This is a genomic window from Paenibacillus sp. FSL H8-0261 (genome assembly GCF_045040645.1).
Lineage (GTDB): Bacteria > Bacillota > Bacilli > Paenibacillales > Paenibacillaceae > Paenibacillus_AQ.
This window is the reverse complement of sequence record NZ_CP150297.1, coordinates 2,700,716-2,718,157: the sequence shown is the minus strand read 5'-3', so window position 1 is coordinate 2,718,157 and position 17,442 is coordinate 2,700,716. Positions and strand designations below refer to the sequence as shown.

Genomic DNA, 17,442 nt, shown 5'->3' with positions numbered 1-17,442 from the left:
AACTTTTAAAGGGGGATTTATATTGTATCCAAATATTCATCAATCCAAAGATTTTTTACGACAAGATCCCGGTCTTCAGGCTTATTGCCCCGAATGTAATTGGGAAGGCAATTGTTTTATTAATATTTCAACAGGAACTGCAGGAAGAAATGCCCAACAAGAAGCTGATTCTCATAATGAGAATACAATTCATGACAGTGGAGATGATCCCGCAATCACTAGATCATGTATTGGAGGAATAGAAGATTAAAACTGAACTTTAGCTCATTTCAGTTTGTTGTGTTTATGAACAATCAATGTTTGGTAGCATTTGATTCCTAAATGCAGAAATTAAGTTACACAAGATGTATTTAATTTAGAATCATTAGCACCTATATTGAATACTTCTCAATCCAGGGCTACCGCTGTTCTTAATAGGCAGTCTAAATTTTTTTCTGTGTACAATATTAGAAAAAATAACCACGACAGAATTAACCATCGCGGCTGTTGGTCGTTCTTAAACCTATTTCGCCTTCATGATTCCGCCCTCTTCCATAATCAATGGTAATGTAATCGAGTGTTCCATTGAATAGCAGCGTATTTGCAAGAGAAGCAATGACTCTGCGGCGCTTCTCGGCGAACGTTGTGGCCTCTATGCTATAGAGTGTTTCGCTGTAGCCATTCCTCATGTATTTGACTGCATCTTTGTATTTTACTTCCTTATCTCCGACAAAAAGAAGTTGTACTATTTTATGCTCATGTATGTTTGCGATGTTGTTGCTGGCATGAATAATTGCCTCTACTACGAATTTGTATATCTTGTAGTTGGTTTGCCGCATCTCGCGTGCAATCATTACATTTTCCGGGATGTTAGATATAAGATCATTTGTGCTGAGACGTTTGACTGCGCCGCCCATCCCTGTTAAGTCGAAATCGTCCAAGCCATCTGATCGCTTTCTCTTTTGGGCATCCTCATAGCTTTCCTTGAGATTCTTAAATGTCCTGAAATTCTTCAGCAGCCATTTTGTCTTTCTAATATCCTCTTCATCTGGGTTTTCAAAGAACTGAACTTGATAGATTCGGGATATTTCTACGAGATCATCTTTGGAATCGAAATCGTTCTCTGAGGTTTGCAGTAATTCAATCATTGGGCATTACCTCCTTGCGGTTATCTTACATATTTACGATTAGTATAGAGTGGATTTCATACGGAGTTACTACGGATAATTGATCTTCTGTTATGCCGTAAGCTTCGAGTCCACGGCGCTGAAATTCTTCAAAATCCTCGTCGAATAAGTTGAAATCACTAATATCATCGTTTGGCATACTTATTCACTTCCTTATGTTGATAAGATGGCTGAAGAGTATAAGGAGTAAATTCGGAATATCCCCATCCGGTTTCAACGGATAACTCACCTTCGAATCTTTCGTCCATTATTCCTACAGTTACATGTTTTTCAAAACTAGCACTATCTATTTCTCCTATTAGATCTGTTCCACCGATGGTTATAGCGCCATGCTGATCTTGATTATCCACTCTGCATGGATCTCCCATTTCAACAAGTCCTGTTAACTTCAATATCATATTGACACCTCTCTATCTGGTAGGTTTATTAAGGCGTAGTGTGTGATATCATGTTCCGCAATATCGCTGCATCTATTGAGCTTCCATTCACTATTCCAGTAGTAGCATTTTTCAACATCAATAGTTCGTCGACAGTTTAGCACGATGCACCCGATGCATCCAAAGTACCCGATACAACTGGATGGAGATTGCTTAGTCTATGAATTTCAACCATCCTTGCTTAAGGATACTTTTGGGAAGTATTAGTGACGGAGTTCACAGAGCGACACATCCGGCGAGCTAGCATACAGGGATAAACTTTTTGGAAATAGGAAAGACTCATATTGAAGCTTGAAGTAAAAATTGGCCTAAGAGTAAGCAATCTGATCAAATTCTTTCATTAACAATAAAGATGTATCAATTCTATTCAGTCCATTTAAAAAGTGTGGAAATTATTAAAGGAGAATGTATATGGACGCATTTAAATACCAACCTGGATTCGGACCTGATAATTTAAACAAACTAGATATTTTGCACACTATTCTAATCGAAATTCCTCCCAAACATCAAATTGACGTTGATTGTGGTTTTCATGGAGAAAGAGAGAACACAACATGCATTTATTCATTGCAAAGTGGAGCGAAAATATGGCAGCTAAATAAAAATGATAGGGTAACACATACTGGTGGTAGTTATTCAATACCGATTTTTCATATGGTTAATTATTCCTCAGATATTACAATGTCTATTTTAATAACAGCATGGCATAAAATAAGTCCATCAACTTCTCCTTGGTACCAATCAAAAAATGTTGTGTTTAGTCACATGGATCTATCAGCTCTAATTAACAATAATCTTGTTATATACAATCCCACTTTTCTTATAGTTGGTGATGGCAATCGTGATATACAGTTAAATGCTTATGAAATACGTATTACTGATCCCTCCCGATCCTGATAACATCTTCATCTGACGGAAATAAAAAAAATGAACTGTAGGGTGGAAGAAATAAATGAAGCAATGGTTATTACGCATAGTGTAATGCCCATACACATTTGACCATTTAACATATTTTATAGAGTATTTAAAAATACACCAGGAGGTTTTGTAATGGGCGTATCGCATCTAAATAATGGTGGTGTTTTAGTGTTATTCATCTTGTTGGTGATAATCTCAAAAATCCTTAGAAATCCTGCAACAGCGACCTCTTCATACTTAAATGGAACAAGTGGTGGTGGCAACATACCAGTTGTTTCCCACAACAAAAACGTGATGATGAAAAATCCACCTCAAAACATGTTGCTTGGACCTATTGGTACTTGTGCAATCACAACGAAAGGTGATAAGTGTTATTGTTGGAATAATCTTAGTGAAGACACTTGTACCGACTATGTTTACGAGTATCAGAAAGCCAATCAATATAAAGGGCATATCTTTACCCAAGTCTTAAACTGTGAAGATATAAATAATCCAACAAAGTGTGAAATTCAAAATTAACGAAGACGTTAGCATTGAAACAGCGACAGTATAGGACATTATTTTTTTGTCCTCAGATGTCGCTGTTTACATTTCTACAGTTAGCTAGAACTTATTATATAAATTCGAACAGTACGACAATTCGAAAACATCGAGGAACAAAAGTAGGCTGTAGGGGATCTATTATTCAATTTTCTCGCTACAAATGAGAAAATTAAGTAATAGACTCGGCACAGCAATCGGTAGCCGATCACGACGCACGACTGCCGGCAGTTTCCACGCGCTCTTGGTTCACTCTGGACGCGCCGTGCCAGATGGTTCGGTACTGCGCCAGTAGCTGCTCAATGCTTCGGCTTGCGCTCCTGCTTCTCTCCAGATGCTAATATGCCGACCGCTGCAATCGTTAACCGGTCACCACTGCAAACAACCGCTCAATACTCCTCAGTCAATAAATTTATTTGATCGGTTCGTTTCCCCTTGAGCACTCACTTGATGTCTCAATCTAATACTTAATACTCAAAACCTGACGATTTTTCAAACTGATAACCGTGCCAAATCAACAACTCTGGGTTAATACTTTATTTTTTTAGAAGCTTCGGTTATTGCAATCAAATATCGTAATTGCTCTTCTGATAAATATACTTGCTTAACTGCCATTTGCTATCATCACCTTCCTGTGCTGTATGCGTCTTACTTTCATTACATCTTCGTACTGTCCATGATGGTCTGTTAGACTATCAATTGAGTCTGAACACACTTGAGCCTTTCTTTAGCAATACCTACATACTCCGATTCCTTCTCGATCCCCACAAAATTCCGATGCAGCGATGCTGCAGCTACGGCTCTTGTTCCACTTCCGATACAATTATCTAGGATCATGTCACTTTCATTTGTATAAGTGTGGATTAAGTATTCAAATAGTGCTACTGGTTTTTGTGTTGGGTGATACCGTTCATTGTCGCGCGGGAAGTAGGGAACATCGACCGGATACCGATCTGTCTGCCCGCCGCCTTCGGCACCAATGATTGTCTTACCGTAATTGCTACCATCACTGGAATGCTTCTTGTATTGATTAACCGGCTTATGCCCCTGCATTTTCTGAGCGTTATAAATCGGCAGATTCTTGTAAAAGACGAGAATGTTTTCATGGGCCTTCAACGGCATTCTGTTGACGTTTAGAAATCCGGTACCGTTGCTTTTGATCCATATCCACTCATACCGGAGAAGCCGCAAGTTGCTGGCTCCTAACACCTTATCAAATGGTGTCTGAGCTGTAAGAACAATCGCGCCGCCATCCTTAATCAATCGTTCGTACTGCTGCCATAGCCGGTCCAGAGGAATTATCGAATCCCAAAGGTTCTCTGTGGTACCGTAAGGCAAATCACACAGGATCATGTCGAAACTCTTATCAGGTAAGCTAGGCATGACCTCCAGACAGTCGCCATGAATGATTTGATTCTTCACTTCGCTACCTCCCTTCTAATACGCCATTTGCGTCGACTACTCTTTAACACTACTAAGCGTGATATTTGCCGCCTCTGCCCTCTCTCGGGGGCAAATGTTTGTCTTATCCTTTACCTGTGTCATGACTCCGCCCCTTCCTCAATAGGAGTACCACAGTTCCCGCAAAATACATGCTCTGTACCATCCTCCAAATAATCCGCTATAAATTCATCGTCGAACCCGCAACGTGTACAAGGTTTTCGCTTTTCTTGGCTCATACTGGTTATGCCTCCCTATGGTATAATTTAGGAAATTACATCGAGGTGATTTAATGAATAAGAAGAAACCCTCATTGGCGATTAGTTTATATATTTGCTTATGCTTTGGTCTTGCCTTTGGATTGTTTGTCCACAACATTGCAATAGGTATTGGCTTAGGAATTGTTTTTGGCGTTTCCATGTATCAATCAGGAAATAAAAAACCACCTTCTAAATAACTAACTTTACATAAATACTGCCGGGTAATTTAACCCCTAAGATGCTAACACCCCGATCTCCCAAGCTATTTTTCGTACTTCTGGCCAGTAATGTGCGTCTGGTCCCTGCCCGTTGCTATCCTTACAAAACCATTCAGTAATCGTCCTTTTGCCATAAACAACATATTCCCTGAGAGCCTTCACCCAATAGCTTTCTGTGCCAGACATTGGTAATGTTCTTCCATATAGACTAAGCTTTTTGGGGCTCTCATGTACCTTGTGGTTCCCCCATGCCTTGCTTTCGATTTCCATTAGGGACAACCGACCGTTGGCTTTTAATTCAAAAGCGAAAAGTCTTGAAGTCCAATCAAATTTATAAAGCTTCGCCAGCATCTCATTTGCTTTCACTAAGCGTCCTTCTTTGCCAATACCCTTGCATTCCTTGCTAATCTGGGTTGCCACAGTTTCGCTGAATTTAATGCGCGCTGCTGGTTTGTGATAACCAGATTTCTTAATCAGTTTTCGCTTCCGATTTTCCTCACTGTCTAAATCAAAAAACTCAAAATTCGCAATATTTCTGTAGTTATATTCATGCAGTATGACCCACCACATGTTGTTGATATTGTGGTAAACAATGCCGCGCTGCAAACACCCTTTACGATCTCTGAAATACTTAACTTCTCCATTCCGGATGCGCTTTCCGTTTTTATCTTTGCTGTTGTAGCTTGGTACCTCGTACTCCGGTAATTCTTTTCCTTCTTTGTAATGACAAGAGCTTTTAATATGGTCCATCACTTTATCAAAAGCCCTGACTGTAACCGGCTTGGATTGATCCGTATACCCATCTGCCTTGCACGTTTCTTTAATGTGTTTTAATTCAGTTAGAAATGACAAGCGAAGCAAGTATGGCATGAGCTTTAATTTATCGAAATCATAGTATCCGCCGCTTTTATTGACAGTGTTTATTTCTTGGAAAAATTCAATTTTAAATCCCATGCGGTATTTTTCGGCCTTAAACTTAAGATTGCCCTTCTGCCCCTCAAAGTGGTCTTTTGCCAAACAAGCGTAATCTCTTAAAATACGCTGATCTGTCTGAATGAACCATCCTCGTTTTCTCATCTTTTCAAATATAAGGACCATAACAGCCCAGGCATTATCTGATTCATCTCTTAGATAAAAACTTGTTCCCTGCGAAGCAAGATTGTCTTCGAAATACATTTCTTTATTGATCATTTCTCGCTCTCTCCCAATGGCCTATGCCCGAATTTGATTTAAACTCCCAATTCCCGCATTTCTGCATCCTCGGTAGCATCCAACGTGATCGATGGCATTCCATCCCATAACTCTCGAATCTCATTAGCCTTAGAAACTACTGCTGCTTTTTGCTTTGGTGTTAATACAATATCCATAGCCTCTTGATAATGGTTTTCGGCTTTGGTATACGCCCTTGTATGAAGTACATTCATGTACTTCCAAAATTTATTGGTACTCAAGGATTTGATTCGCTGGAAGTGTCTGCGCTGTTCTGTTTCTGTCATTTTAACCACCCTTTATTCGTTGTTATATGAATCAATATGTCCGTCGCTTCGCTTTTCTCGACTTAGACCTCCATTCCTTTTCGCGTTTCTCGGCTATTTGATCAACCATGTCAGTAACGTGCATTCGAATGTATTCACGGCAGTAATCTGAACTCACACAACAAGTTGTGGCTTCACTAGAGATGCAAGCAATAAGATAGTCTACCTCTTCTAGCTTCCTGAAAAGTTGTAGCTCGTGTGATTCGAATATCGGTGCCATTTCTCTTATATTGGTCAGATTCTGCCGATAAGCAGCGTCTCGAACCTTAGCCATTCTACACACTCCTAATCTTCAAATCGTTCGCCGTAACTGTAGACAGGTGCAAGTTCCACAGGTCTTCCTAACGCATCTGCCATCATACTTGCGAATACTGCCATATCGCTATCTTCAAAGGACTGTAGCAGACGCAATTCATTTGATTTGAGATTTCTTCCAGCGGCAGCAGTTAGTAAATCAACAACCGGCTTGAATTGATTTTGTCGTTCTTGCTTCTCACGCTCTTTCTGCTGCTGGATATTCCGTTTATGGTTGAACTCTTCCCAATCCTTTTCGTCGAACCAGAAGTAATCTCCGTATTTGTCTCGAAAAACAGATATCCAGTATTGTAAGGCCTCTTCGTTAGTTTGAACGGCGTCGTGGCAAGGCCAACACAATCTTAATCCGTTAGTCTTTACGCCACGCCCTTTCCGACCTCTCGGCATAACGTGATGCGTAGTATCTGAATGAGCACTCTTACATATAGGACAAATCCCACTTGATTCGGCAATGATTTCAGCAAGTATATCGTCGTTAAACTCTCCACGGTCTTTTGAACTTTTGCCTTTTTGGTGATGAGCAAGGATACCCTTCTTCCATTCTGGAACTTCCTTCTTATCTTTTGTCTTTTGCTGATGTAAACTGCTATAGGATTTCTTTTCTTTAATTTTCTTTTCAGGTTTCCAAAATGTCTGATGCGCCATTGCTCATTCTCACCTCCTATGTCTCGATTTTAGTTCTTGGCTAATACGATAACGCTGCGGATATTATGTAATTTGCTCTAAATAACCAGCTTGTTCAAGTGTTCTATAATGCTGTTCTCGTTCAGCTGCTGAGAAATATATTGGTAATACTGTGTGAGCAGCATAGAAAGCTATTGCCTCTCTGATTTCTTGTGGTTGTTCATCTAATTTCGATAGATCGAGATTCTTATTCATTAATGATGGCTCCTTTCATCGCTGAGGAAAATTTTCCTTACTCTTCTTCAAAATGAAACGATGTCCAATCTTCACATTAAATATACGTTATCGCATTTAGTATATTAACTTTGTAACTAAATAATATACGATATCGCATAACGAGTCAATAGATCTTGCTAATAAATATTCGTTATCGTATAATCGATTCACGAGGTGATAATATGGTTATAGTTAAACCCAATCTAACTCCATTATTAAAAGATATGGGACTTACTCAAATGGATTTATCAGATAAATCTGGTGTACCACAAGGAACGATTAGTCGGTTTGATAAAAATTCTCGACATGAAGCAAATCATTTATTTTCTATCGCTAAAGCTTTAGGTGTTACTATTGAAGAATTATTTATAGTGGAGCACGAGGAATAAATCCTCTATGCTCCTTTTTCATGTTTTGTTACCTTTGTTAGCTTCATATCTGTCCGTGATGATCCCAATATGTGTCTGATGGTAATTCTCGATATTTTTGAAGCTCATCTCTATCAAGGAAATACCTTTTATATACGCCGTACTCTCCATCTATCGTTTCTACAACTCCAGGATCAAGTTTTTCACTCATGATAACCTCCTGGGAACACCAGTTGATCATCTATGATATCCAACCTCAGTTGATTAGGATCGTTTTCAGTAGCCTTCAGTTGTTCCATTTTCCAGATGATACGCGACAACTCACTTTTGTCGTTTTCATCTAGATACCTTTCAATGTCCTGACCATTCAAAATGACGTTTTCACTCATTTCAATCAACCTTTCAATTAGTTTTTCTATATGTTTAATTGGTTTAAACGTTAATATGTGGCACCGTTATTACCACCTAATTAGTTTTCCTTATGTCTGAGTACGGTAAGGCTGAACGATAAACCTACTGCCTTCTGAATCATCTCCCCGAAAAATAACCGACGTCATCTTGCCTGTATACTCAATTGAGATGACATCTGAGTCAATCGCCTTTAACAGATCGATAATGTACTTTGCGTTTAAGGATACCGTGAAAGGTTCTCCCTCAAAGGTTAATGGTTGTACGTCTCCTTTTGCTTTCCCCATCCCTTTTCCGTTGCCCTTGATAGTCAACTCTGTCTTTGATGCTGCCAATCTAACTTGATTCATCTTTTCCTCTTTTGCTAGTGTATATATGAGATCGAGTGACTTGGAGAACTCTTTTTTGTTCACCCTTACAGATGATAATCCCACTACTTTTGAAAGCATTCTTTCTACATCAGGATACCGACCTTCAAGTACCCGAGAATAAAATGTGAACCTATCTGTCTTTATGAAAACAACGAACACTTCTCCTGACTGCAATTTAGAAAAACCGAACTGAACCTCATCTTTATCGAATATGATCTTTTCCAATTCTATAAGGCCACGAGCTTCTACTATCGCGCTGCCGTAGTCTTTCACTGCCATTGGTCGTTGTATTGAAGCAACTCTATTTCTATCTGTAGCCATCAATTTAATTTGATTTTCTAATAGCGTTATGTTCACACCAGTTATTTCAGGAACTTTCGCCTCAGTAGCTACAGAGAAGACAGTTTTCTTAATGAATTCTTTCAAATCTTTTCCTGATAAGACTGTTGTTTCTCCCCAATCCACATCTGGGGGCTGAGGAAATTCATCGGGATCAAAACCAGTGATTTCAATCTCCTCGCTTTTATTGACAATCGTTATTTCAAAATATCTACCGACATCAAGTTCAATCTCCCCGTTCATTTTCCTGATAAGTTCAAGGGCTATTTTAGGAAGTACAACCGATCCAGCACGAACGATTTTAACCTGTTCATCAGGGATATAAGATTGGATGGTGGCTCTTTCGCTTGCTCCACTAACGCTCACTCCATCATCCGTGGTTTGGACCAGCAAACCTGACAATATTTCCATTACTGGCTTACCTGATACTGCCTTCTCTGCATCAGATAGAGCCTCAGCAAGTAACGAGCTATCTACAACTATTTTCATAAGTTCTAAACCTCCCTGCGGCGGTTTCTTCCGCCAACATGCAATACCTTTACAAATGGTTCAATGCGGTCCATGATGCGCATAGCCTTATCCACACGCTGTTTAAGATCATTTACGCCTTTCGAATCTCTTACATTTACAAAGTGATTGAATAATTCCTTCATACTAAGGTTTGAAGTGTAGATTGTGCTCTTAGTCTCCATTCGACTTTGCAATATAGGACCCATTATTTCATCCCTTGTCCAAGATGATAAAGTCTCAGCTCCTATATCATCCAAGATCAAAACATCCACCGATTTTAAAGCGTCTACTTTGGCTTGTACATCGTTTGTCGCGATAGAGTCCTTAACCTCTCCAAGATAATCTGGAACGTACACCATGAGCACATCAACACCCATTCCAGCTAATTCATTTGCAATCGCACCAGCCACCCTACTTTTACCCACACCCAAGGAACCGTGTAAGTATAGACCTTTGTAGGTGATTCCTTTTTCAAATCCTAAACAGAAGTTAATGCACTCTGCGATTGCAACTCTTCGACTTTGGTCTCTCTCAAGATCCTCGAATGTCGATTCAACAATATGCGCCGGGATATTATGGCTCTTAATTCTGCTTTGATTAGCGATACGTTTCTCATTTGCTAACAGTTTGGAACATTTCCGAAGTCTGAATACTAATGACTTCTGTTTCTCACTCGCTTCTTCATGACTGCTATGTCCAGGGAATTCATTCAAACATCCGTTCAGCCCCGGGCAAGACTGACAATGATCAAAACAAGATATGTGATTTCCTAGGCTGCTTATGTCCCTATTCAAGTCCACAAATTCAGGATATTGGTTTTGCAACCTCAGGAATTCAGGATGTTTGCCTAAATGATCCACCAACGCGGCCTTTCTTTCCAAAAATCTATCCGGTAGAAGCCTCTTAATCTCTTCCCCCATACCTTTCAATCAGGCACCTCCACGTTTAGACCTCATCAGTTCCAGCATTTCTTGCACCTCTTCCTCGGAAGGGATGTTTTCTTGCGATAAGGTAATCTTGTCTTCGTTTTCATCTGAGATCGCCGCGCCCTCGTTCTCCTTACTAGTTTCAGCAGCGTGCAGATCATAGATCATTCCACTGCAATAGCTAAGGGTCTTTATTTCTTGCTTACTATGTTTAGGTTTGAATCGATCAAATGACTTGTTGATTCCTTCAAGCACTATTCGGATCGGCACCTTGTTAGCAAGAAGATCGTCAATGACCACTTCATCCTTCATTGTTATTTCTAGGCCTTTACCCCTTCGAGAAAGGTAAAGGCTTGAAATCTGTTTGCGGTAATCCAATTCTTCATCTGTCCGGTGGGAGACGGCATCCCCGGCAAGATCGGCATCTTGTTCTGTTTGAATTGGCTTTGATTCATCAGAACCCGTAAAGCAGCAGTTATCTTTATCTAGTTCTAAATCTACTTCTATATCTGTTGCGTTACATTCCGTTACTGTAACGTTACTGAAACGTTTCTCAGTCTCAGGTAAAATCAATCCTTTTTTGCTTTCCCTGTGTTTCTTGACTCTAGCATTAGTCTGTATCCTTACCTTGTCCATTCCGTCAACATTCTGATGCTTTTCCCAATTGGTTAAGAAGAAAGCGCCGTCCTCTGAAAGCTCAAACATTCCGAATCTTTGAAATGTCGCCAGAGCCATTCTTATTGTTGACAAGGGACGATTCATAATTGACATGAGCATGTCCTCTGTATAAGGAATGGTCTCAGTCAACATGATGTAGCCCCCCATATTGGATCTGCCAGCCAGAGCCAGCAGCTTTACCCATATGACTATGATCGTATCTGCTTCTGGCATCGTTTCGATGAGCTTGATTTTCTCATCATCAAACATATTGACACTTAATTTGATCCATTTTATTTCAGCCATTTCCGTACAAACTCCCTTTCTAGGACTTAGTGGCTACGATTATGATTGACTATCAAAGATCGCTTATGATAAATTGAGTTCATAATATATTAAAAATGTCTTTAAATGGCCGCGTCCCTCAACGTGGTCATTTTTATTTCAATCCCCTCAATCAATTGCTCCAACTCCTGAGCAGCCTCCTGTAACTCACGCTCTGCCCTCTCAGTCAACCGAGGCATGTCCCCTACAACTTTGATATATTGCCGTAACGACTTGATACGGACTTCTGAATTCCGTTTACGATCAAGAGCGTCTATAACCTTTGTTTGGTCATGCGTCAGATCCAGTTTCACTAAATCCACTCGTAGTACCCCGTTGCTTAAGACATCATGTAGTGTAGCAACTGCGTGAAAGTACGTCTCTCCATCCTGGGTCATATCAAATTGTTCACCCATGGAGATCACCGGAATTTCAAAGACAGGCATTAATCATCCCTCCCTCGTTCTTAAGAAGGATCTCAATTCAGCAATTTCCGTTGAAGTATCATCGCTCTTATACCCACGATTCTCGAAGTCTAACAGTTCATTCATTCGTTTCCAGGCTTGTCTACGCTGACGGATTCTATCATTTGTCATATGTAGTCCTCCGGTTGAAAGAATTGAACAAACTCGATAGCGTCCGCAAAATCGATGCGGCGGATATGACTGTATTTAGCTACTTCAAAACGTTCTTTCATCTTGCTCCAGATGAGCCGTCGATACTTACCGACCATCTGGTTAAACTTTAAATCAGACTCTTTATAGCGGTGTTTGGTCAATTCATTTGTTTTTAGTTTAACGGCCTGCTGTATTTGGTAGCATTCTGCATCTGTCAATGTAACGCTATCCCGCACTTCCTGGAGCATCATTTGCACTTCTTCCTTATGTTCGATAATTTCAGTTCTAATCAACCCCAAACCTTCGAACATCATTCTTAACGCCGCGCCTTGTTGTTCAGTTATTTGCAACTGCTGCCCTACAGCAACAAGTAATTCATTTGTATTAACCAATGTCATTTCTACCTACCACCTTTCTGCTGTTTACGCTTGGTCTGATTTGATCAACGAACGACTGAAGCATGTCCAAACTCTCGTTAATCCGTTTCCTCTCACTGGCACTAGCATTGCAGATTGTCTCCAAAGCAAATGCGGACAGTCCCACTTTCTGAAGGTAAGCTTTGGTGTGGGCGCTGATTTGAAGTACGTTCTGATCGGCTTGGAATCGCAAATTCTTAAGCTGTAGCGCCGCCAGTTGTTCGTCAAAGTCTGCTGGCTGCTGGGCTTTCAGTTGTTCCATCTCTGTTTTAACTCGCTCAAGGCCAACTTTCAATTCCTCAGCCTTATCTCGTTCGACCTCGATATCTTTTTTCCACTTCTCGTCACGCGCCTTGAGCGCTTTATGAGATTCCTTATCCTTCTGAGCAATAAATGCTTCATGTTCTTCTTGCTGACGCTCTATGGCCGCGTTGACAGCCTCTTCTAACTGATCAGCAGGAATAGAGTCCTTATATTGCCTCCGAAGGTTTTCTTTCTCCTTTTCAGCGGCTTCAGCCCGAGTATTTGCTTCTACAGCAGCTAGTTCAGCTACTTCCATTCGTTCTTTTGTTTGGATAAAGGCTTTATGTGTACTTATAAGTCCAGCATCAAGTTCTTGAATGATTTCAGGTGTGGCATATTCAGCAACGAATTTCGCCTTGTCATAGTTGCGACCACTTCCGAATCCGGCTTGTTCGGCAACTATATCCCTGACCTGTCCCTTATCTCCATCAGGCAAACTTTCCTTATCTGGCGAAGACATTCGCTCCTTAGCTTTGATTCGCTCAAGCTCCTCGATCTTCTTGCCGTAAGCAATTCGTTCAGAAAAAGTAAAGTCTCTGCGATGTTCGTTTTCGCTAATTTCAAGTTGCAGGTGATGTGCACGATCTCTCACTTCCATAACGTTAACCTCGACCACTTCCCTACCCATATGCTGGTGAGCTCTCAGACGTCGTTCTCCGGCAATTAACTGATAATCTGAGGTTACAACAATGGGATTGATTAAGCCGTTCTCAGTGATGTCCTGAGCCAATTCCTCGATGCCGATGAATTCTTGCCGGATACGATCTGTTACTTTGATTTTACTGATATCAATGAGCAATGTGATTCTCCCTTCTTAAAGTGTTGATAAGCAGTAAGTCTCAATACGATTCAACTTCACTCCGTGAGGCTTAGCTTCACGCTGCTGAATCATTGTCTTTAACTCCAAGGTTTTAGCCCGAGCAAGACCAACTTCTCTTAATACGATTTTATCTCCAGTAACTAAAGCAGTTGCTGTTACTCTTGATAGAGCTTCATAAGCAATTTGTAAATCTGATTTCAACGTACAAAATCTCCTTTCAGGTATAAAACACTACGTGGTGTGGTTAAGATGGCTGATAGTTACGTTCTTCTTCCTCTCTTATCCATTGATCCAAACTATTAGATCTAAATATATACCTTGGTGACTTTGAGCCCTCCGCTCCGATTGTCCTGAAAGGTATCCGTTTGTTCTTGCAAAGATTACGAAGTGTGTACTCTGACATATTGAGATGATCACATGCTTCACTAAAAGTAAGTGATCTATCTTTTTTTAAGGACAACCTTTCTATGATTCTCATCTCTGCAGCTGCGACCTGAGTTAAAACGATTTCAGTGATTGCTTGTTCAACTGTATTCATGATTTTCACCTCTTCCAATAACGGATATTTAAATTATCCATTTTAAGCAAAAAAAATCTTGACTGGATAATATAAATTACATATAATACGAAATAGATAATTAAATTATCGCAATTGGACAGACTTATCCCGTTTAAAGTAATCCGAGAATAATACTTCAGCTGGAACATCGAAATATCTTGATAATCTAAACATCAAGTCTCTGCCAGGAGTAAATGTTCCATTCTCAATCATCCGAAGATAAACGGCTGAAATTTCGTTATCGTCTGCCACTTTAACTTGAGTTCCTTTTGATTTACGGAGCTTACTGAATAGCTCCCTTTTTTTAGCCATACCGTCTTGACCCCCTTTCGATATTTGAATTATAACGGATAACTAAATTATCCGTCAAGGGGTTTTGGATAATTTAAATTAAAGGATGATTCTAGGTGGAGTTTAAAGATAGATTGATTGGTCTTAGAGAATCCAAAGGATTAAGTCAATATCAAATATCTGAGCAATTAGGAATCAAAAGACCTCGTTATAATGCTTGGGAGCAAGGTATTTCTATGCCTCGAACAGACATGGTTAATAAACTCGCTGATTTTTTCGAAGTCAATCCAAACTATCTCTTGGGCTTTGATTCTAAAATCCCTGATTGGGCCACTCCGAAGGATGTTCATGACTTTAAGACATTACTTGAAGAAGATTCTCCAATTATGTTTGATGGCGTTCCTATCAGTAAAGACGATAAAGAAAAAATCAAACGTGTAATGGAAGCTATGTTTTGGGATGCAAAGAAGAAAAACAAGGAAACATATGGACGCAAGAAGAAAAAAACTGATGAGTAGGGATGCTCATGGACGATACGATCTTAAAGCTAATTAAAAAGTTCAAAACTAACGACCCCTTTGAAATTTCAGCGCACCTTAATATCATTGTACGCTATGAGGATTTAGGATCAGGTACACGTGGCATGTATTTTAAAAAATTACGAAGGCGTTATATAGTTATACATAACGGACTTAATCCTGAGTGGCAGAGGTTTATCTGTGCGCATGAATTAGGTCACGATAGATTACACCCTGGTATTTCTCGATTCTGGTTAGATGAACAATCTTTATACAATGCAGGAAAGTATGAGCGGCAAGCTAATAAATTTGCCGTGAAACTTCTCACTGCATGTGACACCCTGAAAACAGATGAAACCATAAGGGATCTATTATCTCGTAATCAAATTCCAGTAGAAATGGATCAATACTTCGACTGACCTTTAGCGCCTTCCAGCTGAAAGGCTGTTTAAATATGCCAAAAATAGAACATATGATCCTATAGGAGGTAATTTCATGGCAAGTGGTAGTATAGAAAAGAGAGGGAAAAGCAGTTGGCGTCTTGTTGTTGAAGTAGGAGATTCAGGCGTGAGAGACAAAGAATACAAAACCATCAAAGTTGATGATCCTGCCCTTCTTAGAACCACAAAAAAACTCCAGGACTATCTCGATGATCAACTCCATCAATTCAAAAGAGAAGTCGAATCCGGCACATACATGAAACCTCAAAAGATGAAACTTGATGAATTCTACGAAAACGTGTGGAAACCAAAGTATGCATCAAATCCTAAAAACCTTTCCCCTCTTTCTTACAAAACATACCAAACTTATTACGAATCACATATCAAAGAACCATTAGGAAATAAAGAATTAGGAGCAATAAAAACTATTCACCTCGTTACTTTTATTGCGAATCTTCATAAACCTGAAGCGCGTAAAGATGGCAAAGAAGGTTGTCTAGAACCAGGAACAATTCAATATATATATCGCGTCTTAAAAAACATTCTCCAACGCGCCACTGAATGGAAGATGATCAAAGAAAACCCGATTATAGGTGTAAAAAAGCCAACAGTAGAACAATCTGAAGGAAATTTTTATGAGGAGGAAGAGGCTAATACTGTCATTTCCACTCTATATCATGAGCCTCGAAAATGGCGCCTCTTCATCTTAGGTGCTTTAGTGGGAGGTTGTCGCCGAGGCGAGCTTGTAGGTCTGGAATGGAAAAGTGTAGATTTGAAGAATCGTACTATGGAGATAGTTAACAGTATCTCTTTAACTGAAGATGGTAAAGCCATCGAAAAAGGACCAAAGAACAATAGCTCAAAACGAACTATTGCATTACCAGATTGGTATGTGGAGGAGTTGAAACTCCATAGAAGAGATTGGCTTAAAAATATGTGGGAAAAGAAAGAGGCTGGACTTTGGAAAGGTGACGAACGTGAATATGTTTTTCACGGAGGATATGGAAAACCCTTCTATCACTCCTATCCTTACCGTTGGTGGACAAGATTTCTCATACGTCACAACCTAAAGAAAATTCGGTTCCATGATTTGCGACACAGCTGTGCCTCGCTTCTTATTGAAGATGGTGCCCCTATGAAGGCGATTCAAAAACAACTAGGTCATGCTAGAGAACAAACAACCTCAGATATATACGCTCATGTCACTAAGAAATTAAGTCGAGACACCGCAGATAGATTCAATAAATTCGCCCCCCAAAACCTTCACAAACATTCCGCGATAGACCAACCTTCGTCTTAATTTTTCTGGGGACCAGTTGGGGACGGATTGGGGACGAACTTACCTTTTCGGTGCTTTTATCCACTCGTTTTCACTAGTTGACCAACTCAGTACTCCCAGACATTTCAAGGATTTTTCAGTTCTACGCTGTCTCACAATCCATAATAGTTTACATTGACAGGGTAGGGGTCATGGGTTCGAACCCCATCCGTCCTATATCGAAAAGCCTTGAATTTCAAGGCTTTTTTTGTTTTCTATTCACTTATCATTCTATTAAAAACCCCTGTGAGACGAATTTGATGCGAATCGCGATTACTTTTCGAATCAGTTCATGTGATCCTCTGGGAAAATATCATCGCTTCTACCCTCCAACCAATTCCTAAATACCGCTTTAATGATATATAATTCCCTTCCTGCTTACAATCCTTTCAATTCTATCGCAGTACTCCCCTTTATTACTTAATTATTTGGAATTATTCGAATTATACAAACGGGCAGATCATGCTATAATCCCAAAAAGGTTGATATCAATGAGTTTTGTAATCGTTGTTTTAATTTTTACGGTGT

General features: G+C 39.9%; 29 protein-coding genes. 8 read left to right on the top strand and 21 right to left on the bottom strand.

Translation table 11 applies throughout. The features are described 5' to 3' along the window. Positions 1-22: 22 nt before the first annotated feature. A complete protein-coding gene (locus tag MHI27_RS11860; protein WP_405176328.1) occupies positions 23-250 on the top strand; it encodes a hypothetical protein in 228 nt (75 codons plus the stop codon). A 220-nt stretch (positions 251-470) separates the two neighbouring features. On the opposite strand, the gene MHI27_RS11855 is transcribed toward MHI27_RS11860, so the two are convergent. From MHI27_RS11855 to MHI27_RS11845, 3 genes are read right to left on the bottom strand one after another with little or no spacing between them, the layout of a single operon-like run. Beyond that, the gene (locus MHI27_RS11855; RefSeq protein ID WP_405176327.1) at positions 471-1,127 is read right to left on the bottom strand and encodes a hypothetical protein; all 657 of its coding nucleotides are present in this window, start codon (positions 1,125-1,127) and stop codon (positions 471-473) included. 25 nt (positions 1,128-1,152) lie between these two features. Next, positions 1,153-1,305, bottom strand: a complete 153-nt coding sequence (locus MHI27_RS11850; protein ID WP_405176326.1) for a hypothetical protein — start codon at positions 1,303-1,305, stop codon at positions 1,153-1,155. Further along, positions 1,292-1,564: a hypothetical protein gene (locus MHI27_RS11845; RefSeq protein ID WP_405176325.1), complete on the bottom strand. Its 273-nt coding sequence runs from the start codon at positions 1,562-1,564 to the stop codon at positions 1,292-1,294. Before MHI27_RS11845 ends, MHI27_RS11850 begins: the two co-directional genes overlap by 14 nt. Positions 1,565-2,014: 450 nt before the next feature. Here MHI27_RS11845 and MHI27_RS11840 point away from each other — a divergent pair, with 450 nt between their 5' ends. Beyond that, positions 2,015-2,500 (top strand): hypothetical protein, encoded by a 486-nt coding sequence (locus MHI27_RS11840; RefSeq protein ID WP_405176324.1) that lies wholly within the window; start codon positions 2,015-2,017, stop codon positions 2,498-2,500. A gap of 153 nt (positions 2,501-2,653) precedes the next feature. Then, complete coding sequence (locus MHI27_RS11835; RefSeq protein ID WP_405176323.1) at positions 2,654-3,040, top strand: hypothetical protein; 387 nt, start codon at positions 2,654-2,656, stop codon at positions 3,038-3,040. Between the two features lie 708 nt (positions 3,041-3,748). Here the strand turns inward: MHI27_RS11835 and MHI27_RS11830 are convergent. Together MHI27_RS11830 and MHI27_RS11825 are read right to left on the bottom strand one after the other, a co-directional pair. Next, positions 3,749-4,483, bottom strand: coding sequence for a DNA-methyltransferase (locus tag MHI27_RS11830; protein WP_405176322.1), 735 nt, complete (start codon positions 4,481-4,483; stop codon positions 3,749-3,751). A gap of 119 nt (positions 4,484-4,602) precedes the next feature. Then, the gene (locus MHI27_RS11825; protein WP_405176321.1) at positions 4,603-4,740 is read right to left on the bottom strand and encodes a hypothetical protein; all 138 of its coding nucleotides are present in this window, start codon (positions 4,738-4,740) and stop codon (positions 4,603-4,605) included. 53 nt (positions 4,741-4,793) lie between these two features. On the opposite strand from MHI27_RS11825, the gene MHI27_RS11820 reads away from it, so the two are divergent. Further along, a complete protein-coding gene (locus tag MHI27_RS11820) occupies positions 4,794-4,958 on the top strand; it encodes a hypothetical protein (protein ID WP_405176320.1) in 165 nt (54 codons plus the stop codon). A gap of 36 nt (positions 4,959-4,994) precedes the next feature. Here the strand turns inward: MHI27_RS11820 and MHI27_RS11815 are convergent, their stop codons facing one another. The 4 genes from MHI27_RS11815 to MHI27_RS11800 form a co-directional block, all read right to left on the bottom strand. Then, on the bottom strand, positions 4,995-6,170 hold the full coding sequence (locus MHI27_RS11815) for a hypothetical protein (protein WP_405176319.1): 1,176 nt from the start codon (positions 6,168-6,170) through the stop codon (positions 4,995-4,997). Positions 6,171-6,208: 38 nt separating this feature from the next. Further along, positions 6,209-6,475 (bottom strand): hypothetical protein, encoded by a 267-nt coding sequence (locus MHI27_RS11810; protein WP_405176318.1) that lies wholly within the window; start codon positions 6,473-6,475, stop codon positions 6,209-6,211. A gap of 324 nt (positions 6,476-6,799) precedes the next feature. Beyond that, positions 6,800-7,474, bottom strand: coding sequence for an HNH endonuclease (locus tag MHI27_RS11805; protein ID WP_405176317.1), 675 nt, complete (start codon positions 7,472-7,474; stop codon positions 6,800-6,802). Positions 7,475-7,537: 63 nt separating this feature from the next. Next, on the bottom strand, positions 7,538-7,708 hold the full coding sequence (locus MHI27_RS11800; RefSeq protein WP_405176316.1) for a hypothetical protein: 171 nt from the start codon (positions 7,706-7,708) through the stop codon (positions 7,538-7,540). A gap of 203 nt (positions 7,709-7,911) precedes the next feature. Between MHI27_RS11800 and MHI27_RS11795 the strand changes: the two genes are divergently transcribed. Beyond that, complete coding sequence (locus MHI27_RS11795) at positions 7,912-8,118, top strand: helix-turn-helix domain-containing protein (protein ID WP_405176315.1); 207 nt, start codon at positions 7,912-7,914, stop codon at positions 8,116-8,118. 43 nt (positions 8,119-8,161) lie between these two features. Here MHI27_RS11795 and MHI27_RS11790 read toward each other — a convergent pair whose 3' ends face one another. From MHI27_RS11790 to MHI27_RS11735, 12 genes are all read right to left on the bottom strand, one after another. Then, on the bottom strand, positions 8,162-8,308 hold the full coding sequence (locus MHI27_RS11790) for a hypothetical protein (RefSeq protein ID WP_405176314.1): 147 nt from the start codon (positions 8,306-8,308) through the stop codon (positions 8,162-8,164). Then, the gene (locus MHI27_RS11785; protein WP_405176313.1) at positions 8,301-8,486 is read right to left on the bottom strand and encodes a hypothetical protein; all 186 of its coding nucleotides are present in this window, start codon (positions 8,484-8,486) and stop codon (positions 8,301-8,303) included. The genes MHI27_RS11790 and MHI27_RS11785 overlap by 8 nt, the downstream gene beginning before the upstream one ends. 90 nt (positions 8,487-8,576) lie before the next feature. Continuing rightward, complete coding sequence (gene dnaN / locus MHI27_RS11780; protein WP_405176312.1) at positions 8,577-9,704, bottom strand: DNA polymerase III subunit beta; 1,128 nt, start codon at positions 9,702-9,704, stop codon at positions 8,577-8,579. Between the two features lie 5 nt (positions 9,705-9,709). Further along, positions 9,710-10,645, bottom strand: a complete 936-nt coding sequence (locus tag MHI27_RS11775) for an ATP-binding protein (protein ID WP_405176725.1) — start codon at positions 10,643-10,645, stop codon at positions 9,710-9,712. Positions 10,646-10,654: 9 nt separating this feature from the next. After that, the gene (locus tag MHI27_RS11770; protein ID WP_405176311.1) at positions 10,655-11,614 is read right to left on the bottom strand and encodes a phage replisome organizer N-terminal domain-containing protein; all 960 of its coding nucleotides are present in this window, start codon (positions 11,612-11,614) and stop codon (positions 10,655-10,657) included. A 101-nt stretch (positions 11,615-11,715) separates the two neighbouring features. Continuing rightward, on the bottom strand, positions 11,716-12,078 hold the full coding sequence (locus MHI27_RS11765) for a hypothetical protein (RefSeq protein WP_405176310.1): 363 nt from the start codon (positions 12,076-12,078) through the stop codon (positions 11,716-11,718). A 3-nt stretch (positions 12,079-12,081) separates the two neighbouring features. Continuing rightward, the gene (locus MHI27_RS11760; protein ID WP_405176309.1) at positions 12,082-12,228 is read right to left on the bottom strand and encodes a hypothetical protein; all 147 of its coding nucleotides are present in this window, start codon (positions 12,226-12,228) and stop codon (positions 12,082-12,084) included. Beyond that, positions 12,225-12,647: an ORF6C domain-containing protein gene (locus tag MHI27_RS11755; RefSeq protein WP_405176308.1), complete on the bottom strand. Its 423-nt coding sequence runs from the start codon at positions 12,645-12,647 to the stop codon at positions 12,225-12,227. Before MHI27_RS11755 ends, MHI27_RS11760 begins: the two co-directional genes overlap by 4 nt. After that, positions 12,634-13,767: a ParB N-terminal domain-containing protein gene (locus tag MHI27_RS11750; RefSeq protein ID WP_405176307.1), complete on the bottom strand. Its 1,134-nt coding sequence runs from the start codon at positions 13,765-13,767 to the stop codon at positions 12,634-12,636. Before MHI27_RS11750 ends, MHI27_RS11755 begins: the two co-directional genes overlap by 14 nt. A gap of 15 nt (positions 13,768-13,782) precedes the next feature. Next, positions 13,783-13,989 carry a hypothetical protein gene (locus MHI27_RS11745; protein WP_405176306.1) on the bottom strand — a complete coding sequence of 69 codons (207 nt, stop codon included), beginning with the start codon at positions 13,987-13,989 and terminating at the stop codon, positions 13,783-13,785. Positions 13,990-14,032: 43 nt separating this feature from the next. After that, positions 14,033-14,326: a helix-turn-helix domain-containing protein gene (locus MHI27_RS11740; protein WP_405176305.1), complete on the bottom strand. Its 294-nt coding sequence runs from the start codon at positions 14,324-14,326 to the stop codon at positions 14,033-14,035. Between the two features lie 105 nt (positions 14,327-14,431). Further along, positions 14,432-14,659 carry a helix-turn-helix transcriptional regulator gene (locus MHI27_RS11735; RefSeq protein WP_405176304.1) on the bottom strand — a complete coding sequence of 76 codons (228 nt, stop codon included), beginning with the start codon at positions 14,657-14,659 and terminating at the stop codon, positions 14,432-14,434. Positions 14,660-14,754: 95 nt separating this feature from the next. On the opposite strand from MHI27_RS11735, the gene MHI27_RS11730 reads away from it, so the two are divergent. The 3 genes from MHI27_RS11730 (at position 14,755) to MHI27_RS11720 (ending at position 16,896) form a co-directional block, all read left to right on the top strand. Continuing rightward, the gene (locus MHI27_RS11730) at positions 14,755-15,156 is read left to right on the top strand and encodes a helix-turn-helix domain-containing protein (protein ID WP_405176303.1); all 402 of its coding nucleotides are present in this window, start codon (positions 14,755-14,757) and stop codon (positions 15,154-15,156) included. Between the two features lie 8 nt (positions 15,157-15,164). After that, a complete protein-coding gene (locus MHI27_RS11725; RefSeq protein WP_405176302.1) occupies positions 15,165-15,575 on the top strand; it encodes an ImmA/IrrE family metallo-endopeptidase in 411 nt (136 codons plus the stop codon). A 76-nt stretch (positions 15,576-15,651) separates the two neighbouring features. Next, a complete protein-coding gene (locus MHI27_RS11720; protein ID WP_405176301.1) occupies positions 15,652-16,896 on the top strand; it encodes a tyrosine-type recombinase/integrase in 1,245 nt (414 codons plus the stop codon). Positions 16,897-17,442 lie beyond the last annotated feature (546 nt).